General features: G+C 72.4%; 11 protein-coding genes and 1 pseudogene. 4 read left to right on the plus strand and 8 right to left on the minus strand.

Annotated features, from left to right (window positions below; translation table 11 throughout):
* The coding region (locus AC2W7J_RS11190) for a transglycosylase family protein (RefSeq protein ID WP_485982440.1) at positions 1-620 on the plus strand (620 nt) is incomplete at its 5' end.
* A gap of 120 nt (positions 621-740) precedes the next feature.
* Here AC2W7J_RS11190 and AC2W7J_RS11195 read toward each other — a convergent pair.
* The 5 genes and pseudogenes from AC2W7J_RS11195 to AC2W7J_RS11215 form a co-directional block, all read right to left on the minus strand.
* A complete protein-coding gene (locus AC2W7J_RS11195) occupies positions 741-2,309 on the minus strand; it encodes an arsenate reductase/protein-tyrosine-phosphatase family protein (protein WP_485982442.1) in 1,569 nt (522 codons plus the stop codon).
* Between the two features lie 168 nt (positions 2,310-2,477).
* Positions 2,478-3,614, minus strand: coding sequence for an MMPL family transporter (locus AC2W7J_RS11200; RefSeq protein WP_485982444.1), 1,137 nt, complete (start codon positions 3,612-3,614; stop codon positions 2,478-2,480).
* 70 nt (positions 3,615-3,684) lie between these two features.
* Positions 3,685-4,833 (minus strand): annotated as a pseudogene (locus AC2W7J_RS11205) (MMPL family transporter); the annotation flags it as partial.
* A gap of 88 nt (positions 4,834-4,921) precedes the next feature.
* Positions 4,922-5,506 (minus strand): TetR/AcrR family transcriptional regulator, encoded by a 585-nt coding sequence (locus AC2W7J_RS11210; RefSeq protein WP_485982446.1) that lies wholly within the window; start codon positions 5,504-5,506, stop codon positions 4,922-4,924.
* 130 nt (positions 5,507-5,636) lie between these two features.
* Entirely contained in the window at positions 5,637-6,176 is a 540-nt protein-coding gene (locus AC2W7J_RS11215; RefSeq protein ID WP_485982448.1) for an NADPH-dependent FMN reductase, read from the minus strand.
* 263 nt (positions 6,177-6,439) lie between these two features.
* Between AC2W7J_RS11215 and AC2W7J_RS11220 the strand changes: the two genes are divergently transcribed.
* Positions 6,440-6,748 carry a MarR family winged helix-turn-helix transcriptional regulator gene (locus tag AC2W7J_RS11220; protein ID WP_485982450.1) on the plus strand — a complete coding sequence of 103 codons (309 nt, stop codon included), beginning with the start codon at positions 6,440-6,442 and terminating at the stop codon, positions 6,746-6,748.
* A gap of 23 nt (positions 6,749-6,771) precedes the next feature.
* On the opposite strand, the gene bsaP is transcribed toward AC2W7J_RS11220, so the two are convergent.
* Positions 6,772-7,044, minus strand: a complete 273-nt coding sequence (gene bsaP, locus AC2W7J_RS11225; protein ID WP_255184501.1) for a biotin synthase auxiliary protein BsaP — start codon at positions 7,042-7,044, stop codon at positions 6,772-6,774.
* Positions 7,045-7,218: 174 nt separating this feature from the next.
* Here bsaP and AC2W7J_RS11230 point away from each other — a divergent pair, with 174 nt between their 5' ends.
* Complete coding sequence (locus AC2W7J_RS11230; RefSeq protein WP_485982453.1) at positions 7,219-8,040, plus strand: L,D-transpeptidase family protein; 822 nt, start codon at positions 7,219-7,221, stop codon at positions 8,038-8,040.
* Positions 8,041-8,086: 46 nt separating this feature from the next.
* Here AC2W7J_RS11230 and AC2W7J_RS11235 read toward each other — a convergent pair whose 3' ends face one another.
* A complete protein-coding gene (locus AC2W7J_RS11235; RefSeq protein ID WP_485982455.1) occupies positions 8,087-8,479 on the minus strand; it encodes a hypothetical protein in 393 nt (130 codons plus the stop codon).
* The gene (locus AC2W7J_RS11240) at positions 8,472-9,197 is read right to left on the minus strand and encodes an AIM24 family protein (RefSeq protein ID WP_255184498.1); all 726 of its coding nucleotides are present in this window, start codon (positions 9,195-9,197) and stop codon (positions 8,472-8,474) included. Before AC2W7J_RS11240 ends, AC2W7J_RS11235 begins: the two co-directional genes overlap by 8 nt.
* Positions 9,198-9,330: 133 nt before the next feature.
* Here AC2W7J_RS11240 and AC2W7J_RS11245 point away from each other — a divergent pair, with 133 nt between their 5' ends.
* The gene (locus AC2W7J_RS11245) at positions 9,331-9,954 is read left to right on the plus strand and encodes a hypothetical protein (RefSeq protein WP_485982457.1); all 624 of its coding nucleotides are present in this window, start codon (positions 9,331-9,333) and stop codon (positions 9,952-9,954) included.
* The last annotated feature ends 107 nt before the right edge of the window (positions 9,955-10,061 follow it).

The raw sequence follows: 10,061 nt of genomic DNA on the forward strand, positions 1-10,061 counted from the left end.
CCGCCATGGCCGCCCAGGGCCCCAACGCCGGGCACGCCAGCGAGCAGGCCCAGCCCGCCGGTGAGGCGCACGGCCACACCGGCCTGCCCGCCACCCAGGGCCAGGGCGCGGAGCACGCCTCCGACCAGGCCCTCGAGCACGCCTCCGACAACAGCGCGCTCCTCCGCGAGGCACCCGCCGAGGAGGCCCCGGTCGAGGAGGCACCCGTCGAGGAGGCCCCGGTCGAGGAGGCACCCGTCGAGGAGGCTTCGGTCGAGACCGTCGACACGACGACGGACACGACCGCCGACACCACGACCACCGACACGACCACGACCGACACGACGACGGACACCGACGGCACGACCGCCGGCAGCTACCCGTCCGTGTGGGACGCGGTCGCCGAGTGCGAGTCCGGCGGTGACTGGAGCATCAACACCGGCAACGGCTACTACGGCGGGCTGCAGTTCAGCCCCGACACGTGGCTGGCCTACGGCGGCGACCAGTACGCCGCGACGGCCGACCAGGCCACGCCGGAGCAGCAGGTCGAGATCGCGCAGAAGGTCCTCGCCGAGCAGGGCCCGGGCGCCTGGCCCGTGTGCTCGGTCAAGGCGGGTCTGACCGCGACCAACGGTGCCTGAGCAGCACCGGCCCGGCGCCTGACGAGCGCCGCACACACGTGGCGGGCGTCGACTCTTCAGGGGAGTCGGCGCCCGTCGCTCGTGTCTGCGTGCTGCCCTTCGAGGCTCCTGCGTCGCACCTCAGGGAGCGTCGCCCAGCTGGCCGCGCACGTGCTCGACGATGCCGTCGACCGCTGCCGAGATCTCCTCGTAGGTGCGGTCGAAGTCGCTGTCGTCGCCGTACCAGGGGTCGTCGATCGCCAGGTCGTCGCCCTTGAGCCCCGCAGGGTCGAAGGCGCGGATCATCCGGATGCCGTCCTTGGCGGCGCGGTCGCCCGCGAGCCGGCGCAGCACCGTGTAGTGGCCGTGGTCGGCGGCGAGCACGAGGTCGACCTCGTCGAACCAGCGCTTGTCGAAGACCCGGGCGCGATGCCCGGAGTAGTCGCCGGTGTGACCGTGGCGGTGCATCGCGGCGATGGTGCGCGGGTCGGCGGGGTTGCCCTTCTCCCACGCGGTGGTGCCGGCCGAGTCGACGAGGACCCGCTCGCCCAGACCCGCCTGCTCGAAGGCCTCACGCAGCAGCCACTCGGCCATGGGGGAGCGGCAGATGTTGCCCGTGCACACGACGGTGACGCGGTAGGGGTCCATGGCGGCATCCTCTCCGACGGGGGTCACAGGCCCACCGCCCGGCGCAGCTGCGCGCCCGTCCAGCGGTGCCGGTCCGGTCCGGCGGCCTCGGCCTCGCGGACGAGGTCGACGATGCGTGCGGACACCGGCGCGGCGGCGCCGTGGTCGGCACCGAGCTGGACGACGAAGCCCTGCAGTTCGTCGATCTCGGTGGGTCGCCCGGCGTCGAGGTCGTCGGCCATCGACGAGCGCGCCGTCGGCGCGACCTTGAGCGTGGCGCGGGCGAGGTTGGTGAAGACGGGGGTCGGCGAGCGCAGCAGCGTCGGCATCGCGGCGGAGGGCAGCGGCGTCATGCGCTTGGGGCGTCACGCCGACGCGGCGGGCGAGGGTGAGCGCCTCGTCCTGGCAGGCGGCGAGGACGTGCCGGCAGTCGCGATCGCGCAGCTCGACGGCCAGGGGCAGCCCGGTGAGCGCGTTGACCGCGTTGTTGAGGTTGAGCAGCAGCTTGCCGAAGAGCACCGCCCGCATGTCGGGGTCGACCTCGACCCGCAGCCCGCCGCCCTGCGCGACCCGGACGAAGGGGTCGATCCGCGGGTGGTCCTTGGCCACAGGTCGGCCCGAGGTCGTCTGGGTCCAGTGCGCGTCAGCGGTGCGCACGACGTTGAAGGGCACCATGCCGGAGAGCACGAGCGGCCGTGAGGCCCGACTCGGGAAGGCGCCGGCGAGCGCCTCGTCGATCGCGCTCGCATTGCGCAGGCCGTTCTGGAAGGAGATGACGACCGAGTCGTGCTGCAGGTAGGGCGCGATCTGCTGGGTGGCCGCCGTCAGGGCGACGGTCTTCGTCGTCAGCAGGACGTAGTCGGCGCCGACGACGGCGCTCGGCTCCGTGGCCAGGGTGAGCGACTGCGGCGGGACGGTGCGGGTGCGGCCGGCGAGGTCGGTGACCGTGAGTCCCTCGCGCCCGATGGCATCGACGAGGGCCGGTCGGCCGACGAGCGTGACGTCGGCGGCCGCAGCGAGCCACCCCGCCAGGTAGCACCCGATGCTGCCGGCCCCCATGACGGCCACCTTCGTGCGCTTCACGTCGTCACTCCTTGCCCGGACGGGTCCGGCTCCGGGCCGGTGTGGCCCGATCCTAGTCACCGTGCATGTGTGACCCCGGGAGGGAGGGCGAGCTTCCCGGTCACGCAGCATGCCGACGGCCCCGTGCCCCCGGTGGTGCGGGGCACGGGCGACGGGGCGAAGGGGGGATCAGCCCGCCGCGTCGAGGTCTCCCGAGCCGCGGCCGTGCCGGCCGCCGGCGTTGTCGTCGCCGCCGTCCCGACCGGAGGTCTCACCGGCCGCGGTGTGCTGGGTGAGGGCCTCCCCTTCGACGTCGACGTTGGGCAGGATCCGGTCCAGCCAGCGCGGCATGGCCCAGGCCCGGTCGCCCATGAGGTACATGAGCGCGGGGATGAGGACCATGCGCACGACGAAGGCGTCGAGCAGGACGGCCGCCGCGAGCGCGAAGCCCATCGACTTGATGAGGTTGTCGGGCTGCAGCATGAAGGCGGCGAAGACCGAGATCATGATGAGCGCGGCCGCGGTGACGACCCGGGCGCCGTGGCGGAAGCCGTCGACGACGGCCTCGCGGGCGGTGTCCCCGTGGACGTAGGCCTCCCGCATCCGGGTGACGAGGAAGACCTGGTAGTCCATCGCCAGCCCGAAGACGATGCCGATCATGAGGATCGGCAGGAAGCTCACGAGCGGGGCGCCGTCGACGAGACCGAAGGTGCCCTCCTGGAAGATCAGCACCGTGGCGCCGAGCGTCGCGAGCGTCGACAGGATGAAGCCGAGCGTCGCCGTGAGCGGCACGAGCACCGAGCGGAAGACGAGCATCAGCAGGACGAAGGCGAGCCCGACGACGACGGCGAGGTAGGGGATGAGCGCACCCTGCAGCTTCGTCGACACGTCGGTCTGGATCGCGGTGAGCCCGGTGACGCCGATCGTCGTGCCGGTGGTGCTCTCGACCTGGCCCTGGCCGGCCCGGATGTCGCCGAGCAGGTCCTCGGTCGCGGGGTCGGTGGCACCGGTCGTCGGGGTGACGAGGACCTGGGCTCCGGTGCCCTCCTTGTTCATCGCCATCACCTGCGCGTTGGCGACACCGTCGAAGCCGCTCAGCCACTCGACGACCTTGCCGTAGGCGGCCGGCGCCTGCCGCGGCTCGTCGACCTCGCGGGCGTCGACGACGACGATCATCCGGGCCTCCTGGCCAGCGCCGAAGCCGTCGGTGATGAGGTCGGCGGCGCGCCGCTGCGGGGTGTCGGCCGCGGCGGTGGAGTCGGTCGGCAGGGTCAGGTGCAGGTCCTTGGCCGGGATCGCCAGGGCGCCGAGCGCGAGGACGGCCACCAGGGCCGCGAGGACCGGGGCGGGCGCCGATGGCGCGCGCCCAGCGGGTGCCGCCGTTGTCGACGTGCTGGCCCTCGTCGACCGCCTTGTCCTTGCGGAGCTGACCGGCGAAGGCACGTCGGCCGAGGGCGCCGAGGATCGCCGGCAGCAGGGTGAGCGCGACGAGAACGGCGACGAGGACGGTGCCGGCGGCCGCCAGGCCCATCGCGGTGAGGAAGGGGATCTGGACGACGGCGAGCGCGGCGAGCGCGATGATCACCGTCAGGCCGGCGAAGACGACGGCGGAGCCGGCGCGGCCCACGGCCAGGCCGATCGCGTGGCTGCGGTCGTCGGTGTGCCGCAGCTCGGTGCGGTAGCGGCTGAGGATGAAGAGGGCGTAGTCGATGCCGACGGCGAGGCCGAGCATCGAGGCGAGGATCGGGGTCGTCGTGCCGAGGTCGAAGAAGGCGGTCGCGGCGGTGATGCCGAGGATGCCGGTGCCGACGCCGACGAGTGCGGTGATGATCGGCAGGCCGGCGGCGACGAGCGAGCCGAAGGTGAGCACGAGGACGAGCAGCGCGACGGCGATGCCGATGAGCTCGCTCGTCATGCCCATCTCGGGCATGCCCTGCATGCCGGTGCCGGTGACCTCGACGGTCAGGCCGGAGTCGCGGGCGTGGTCGACCGCGGCGGTGACGTCGTCACGGGTGCTCTGCTCGACGTCGGTGACGGTGTCGACGTCGAAGGTCCACTGGATCAGCCCGGTGCGGCCGTCCTCCGTCAGCGGGGAGACCGCCGCGGCATTGGTCTGGGCGACGGCCTCCGGCTGGCCGGACTTCTCGGCCTGCTGGAGCAGCTGCTGCTCGACCCCCTTCGCCGCGGTGACGGGGTTGACGAACTGGTCCGCCGACCCGACCTGCGGCACGTCGCGCAGCTCGGTGAGCAGGTCGTCGACGGCGGCGGAGTTCGCCGGGTCCGAGAGCTTTTCGCCGGCGGGCGCCTGGACGACGACCGTGCCGGTGGCCTGGTCGAAGGCGTCCTGGGTCTGCGGGAAGAGCTCCTGCTGCAGGGTCTGTGCCTGCTCGGACTCGATGCCGGGGATGGAGAACTTGTCGCTCATCGGCTGCGACAGCGTCGACGCGGCGCCGCCGATGGCGACGAGCACGACGAGCCAGCCGATGAGGAAGGCCGGCCAGCGTCGGTGCGCCAGCCGTCCGAGACGGTAGAGGGCGTGGGCCATGGGATGCCTTTCGAGGGGCGGGGGTGGGCGACCGCGTCGTCGGGGCCGGAGGCGCGGAGTCGGTGAGGACGGGTGGGACGAAGGGAGGTCACGCCGGGTCGGCGAGGATCTCCCGGGCGATGGTGAGGTTGGTGCGGGCCCGGTCGGAGAGCGGGCCGAGCGAGGGCGTGGCGAGGCACTCGACCACCGAGTGCTGCACGACGCCGCCGACGATCGCCAGCGCCATGCGGGCCCGGGAGTCGTCGGCGTCCTCGCGCTCGGACAGGTGGGTCACGAGCTGCTCGGTGAGCTCCTCGACGTGGGCCTTGACCCGGACGAAGAGCTCGGGGTTGCGTTCGATGACGTCGTGGAGCTGCTGGTAGTCGGCCGCGGTGCCGGTGTCGGCGTCGAGGCAGTCGAGGACGACGGTGAGCACGTCGTCGACGAGGTGCCCGGTCGGCCCGCCGGCCCGCAGGGTCTGCGCCTGCTCGTCGGTGAGGACCGGGAGCATGCCGAGCACGGCCTCCTCCTTGGAGGTGACGTGGTTGAAGAGCGTGCGTCGGGAGACCCCGACGGCCTGCGCGAGGTCGTCGAGGGTGAAGCCGGAGTACCCGCACCCCACCGAGAGTCGTTGTGCCGCAGCGATGATCGCCGCGCGGCGGTCGCTCCTGGGGGTGGTTGCACTTTCGGTCACGAAGTGCAGTCTTGCACTCTCGTCCTCTTCGTGCAAAACCCTCCTGCGCCCTACCGTTCGCTGTCCGTGGGCTACAGCGAAGGGGGTCGACCTCCGGCTGGAGGTCGACCCCCTTCGGGTCGGGCGTGGGTCAGGCGGCGACGGGCTCGCCCAGGCGCGCGACGAGGGCCTGGAGCTGGCTGTCGGCGTCGCCGTTGACGAGTCGGCCGTCGGCGAAGGCCTCGTAGGAGGCGCCGATGCCGAAGGTGTCCTCGACGACCTGCGCGCCGGCGATCTGCAGGGTGCGGACGGCGTCCTTGCGGGCCCACTCGGCACCGTAGGGGGCACCCGAGGCGGCGAGGACGATGGCCTGCTTGCCGTGGATGCTCGCGGCCTCGCGGGGGCGGGAGGCCCAGTCGATGGTGTTCTTGACGACGCTCGAGAGCGTGCCGTTGTACTCGGGGGTGACGACGATGAGGGCGTCGGCGGCGGCCACGGCCTCCCGCAGATCGGTGGCGACCTGCGGGATGCGGCCCTCGACGTCGAGGTCCTCGGAGTAGTGGGGCAGGTCGGCGCCGCTGTTGAAGAAGGTCGCGGTCGCACCCTCGGGCAGGTGGGCGACGGCGGCCTCGGCGAGGGTGCGGTTGGTCGAGCCGTCGCGGAGCGAGCCGAGCAGGACGAGGACGTTCATGGGGACTCCAGGGGGGAGGTTTGGTCAAGTGCTTGACCATAGTGGGCGTCAGCCACGATCAAAGTCAAGTCCTTGACCAATGGCTTACCATGGGCTCATGACTCCCGACCTGTCCTCCCCGCTGGCCGGCCCGTGCGCCGGTGGCGACGGGCAGCCGCCGCTCGTCAACCTCATCGCCCGCGCGCAGGCGGCCTTCATCGCCGACTTCGAGGCGCGGCTGCGCGCCTCCGAGATCGAGGGCCTGTCCCTCGCGCACTCGACCAATGTCCTGCGCCACCTCGGCGAGCGGCCGCGCAGCCCGCGAGATCGTCGACCGCTGCGGCGTGACGAAGCAGGCGGTCAGTCAGCAGATCGCCCACCTCGAGCGCAACGGCTACGTCGCCGTCGGTCGCGACGACGAGGACCAGCGGGCGCGCATCGTCAGCCTCACGGCGAAGGGGGAATACGCCCAGGCGGTCGTCCACCGCCTCTTCGGCGAGGTCGAGCAGGAGTGGGCCGAGCGCATCGGCCAGGCGCAGGTCGCCTCCCTTCGCCAGGCCCTCACCGACCTGCTGGGCGACGCGAGCTGCTGACCGGCCCCGCGGTCAGGGCCGGGTCAGGCGCCGGCGAGGGTGCCGGTCGACTCGCCGTGCTTCTTGCAGGTCGCGGTCCAGGTGTCGCCCGCCCGCTCCACCGTGAGGGTGCGTCGACAGGTCGTGCAGTAGGTCGGGCCGTGGGCGTCGAGCTCCGTGCGGCAGCGGACGTGGTTGCCCTTGTTGGCGGACTTGCCGCAGTGGCCGCAGTAGGTGACCGCGACGACAGGGGGGATGGCGCCGAGGGTGTCGGGGTCGCTCCACCCGGAGTCGCCGGCGGTGGGGAGGTCACTCATGGCACCGATTGTGTCCCATGCCTCACCACGACCCCTCACCAGACCCCTCGTGCATCGCGCCGGTCACGTGTCGGTCACGTCCCGGACACCACGCAACCGTCTCGGCCCCCGGTGCGTCCATCATGACGAGACCGGGCGCAGGGGGCGTCCGGCCGCACAGCAGGGGATGGACCTATGACTCACGCACGCGCAGCGCTCGTGGCGCTGCTCGCCGGGGCGACTCTCGCCGGCTGCGGCACCCAGGTGGCGCAGCAGCCGATCACCGTCACGGCGCCGGTCGACCGGCCGACGTCCTCGTCGAGCACGACGTCGCCGAGCACCACCTCGTCGAGCACGTCCACGACGAGCGCGCCGTCGAGCACGTCGCCCACGAGCACGGCAGGGGCGAAGGGGGACGCGAGCGACCCCCTTCGTCCGGGGGACCGCGGACCGCAGGTGCGCCAGCTGCAGCGCGACCTCACCGAGGCCGGCTACTGGAACGGCCGCGCCGACGGCACCTACGGGCACCTCACCGAGCAGGCCGTCCTCGCGCTGCAGAAGTCCGCCGGTCTGGGGCGCGACGGCATCGCCGGCCGCAAGACCCTCGACGCCCTGGCCTCCGGCACCCTGCCGCCGCTGCCGCAGGGGCTGGCCGACCGCATCGAGATCGATCTGAAGCGCCAGGTGCTGCTCGTCGTGCGCGGCGGCTCGATCCGCTACGTCATCAACACGAGCACCGCCTCGGGCGAGACCTACATGTCGCACGGACGACCGGCGGTCGCGGTGACGCCGACGGGGACCTTCACCGTCGGGCGCACGCACCGCGGCAACGAGGTCGCGCCGCTCGGCACGCTCTACAGCCCGCGCTACTTCTACGGCGGCTATGCCGTCCACGGTGCCGCGTCGATCCCCGGCTACCCCGCCTCGCACGGGTGCGCGCGGGTGAGCAATGCGGCGATGGACCTCATCTGGAGCGAGGACCTCATGCCGGTCGGGTCGACCGTCATCGTGCGTTGAGCGCACCAACTGCACAGAACCCTAGGGTTTTGCCCAGATAGTGCGCTCAGCGCGCGTCGTGGAAGACCTCGTCGGGGTAGGTCGCCGCCATCCCCGCGTCGTTGCGCAGGGTCACCTCGCCGTCGCCGAACACCACCTCCACCTCGCCGGAGAGCGGCCAGGGGTGCGGCTCGTAGCGCACGCCGCCGGTGTGGCGGTAGTAGAACTCCACGAGGTGCTCGTCGGACGCGACGATGTTGACGTTGTCGCGCTCGCGGACGCACCGCTCCTGCACGGTGACCGTCGGGTCGTCAGTGAGCTCCTCGCACCACTCCCGCGTCTGCCCGCCGACGAGCACGGACTCGGCAAGGCCGACGGCGCCGACCACGAGCAGCAGGCCGGCGGCGCCGGCGGCACATCCGCCGAGCGCCGCCGGCCAGCGCCGCACGCGGTCAGCCACCGAGCAGGTCGCTCAGCCCGCCGCCTCCGCCGCCGGAGCTCTGGTGACCCCCGTCGGTCACCGACTCCGCGGGCTGGACGAGGACGTACCCCTGCCCGCCGAAGGCCATCTGGAAGGTCTCGCCGGTGCCCCCGCGGACCATCGACTTCAGGCCGCCGGTGTCGACCTTGATGTCCATCCGGACGCCACCGGTCCACATGACGACGGCCTGCGCGTCGCCGAAGGTCGGGGCGCTCGCGACGTCGAGGGCGACGGGCTCTCCCTTCGTCGTGAGGGCGACGTAGCCGCTGCCGCGGAGGGTGACGTTGTAGAGGCCGCCGGTCATCGCGGCGCCGCGCGCCTGGATCCGGTGGATGTCCCACTCGATGGAGGCGCTGAAGGCGAGGATGTTGTTGCCGTTGACCGAGATCATGTCGTTCTCGAGGTAGATCACCTGGATCTCCTGGGCCTCGTTGGCGACGAAGAGCTCGCCCTGGCCGGAGCAGGTCATCATCTTGACGCCCTCGCCCGTGGCGGCCTGCTTGAGGAACTTGCCGACGCCGCCCGAGCCCTTGTTCTCGAAGCGGATGTCGCCCTGGTAGGCGACCATCGAGCCGGTCCGCGCCATGACCGGGCCGTGGCCCATCTGGATCTTGAGCAGCTTCTTGTTCTGCAGTGCGAACTGGTCGGTGGACGACTCCTCGCGGAAGTCGTGGAACAAAGATCCGTGGATCGGCATGACGGTGTCTTCCTGGTCCGGGGCGTCCCCTGCGGCGCCACTCGTCGGCAACTGTAGAGCGAATGGCGCCGGCCCTCTAGGGTGTTGACCCCCTGCAGGCCCTGGCGGCCTCCCCCCTACGCAAGGACGGTCGATGAGCTTCTTCGAGCGAGCACGCGCCGGCTACGACAACCTCGCCGGACGGGCGGACTCCGCCTTCGACCAGGCAACGTCGAGCCGGGACCTCGGCGACATCGACCAGCACTACCGCGACCTCGGGGTCCTCGCCTACCTCGCGGCGACCGGCCGCCCCGTCGACGCCGGCACGCAGCAGCGCCTGGTCGAGGTGCTGCAGGCGCTCGAGCAGCGCGGTGCGATCCGCGACTTCGAGCTGCGCACGAGCGGTGGTGCGCCGGCCGGCGTCCCGCCGGCACCGGAGCGCGAAGGGGGTCCGACGGCATCCCGCAGCCCCCGCCGGAGCGGGCCGGCCGGCACGGCGACTTCCTCAGCCAGCCGCGGGGGAGCGTCCCTCCGCCCCCGCCGCCCTCGCACCCGACGACGGGCGGCACGTGGGGTCCTCCCCAGGTCGACGAGACCGGCCCGGCCCGCTGGCGGCCGGTCCGCCCCGACCAGGACTAGTCCGGCCTGCAAGGACCTGAGCCCAACTCTGCAAAACCCTAGGGTCCTGCAGGGTTGGCGGCCCGGGTCAGGCGCTCAGACGCCGACCATCACCGCGAGCACGGGCGGCGTGACGAAGGCCGCCACGCAGATGCCGTAGAGCACCCAGGTCTGCCACGGGGCCGGGTCGTCGGCGGCGAGCAGCCGGATCCGAGCAGCAGCCGCACCGGGCCGCCGGGGGGAGGCGCCCGGGGCGTTCAGGTCGCT

The organism is Janibacter sp. CFPM2_SD2 (assembly GCF_057364645.1).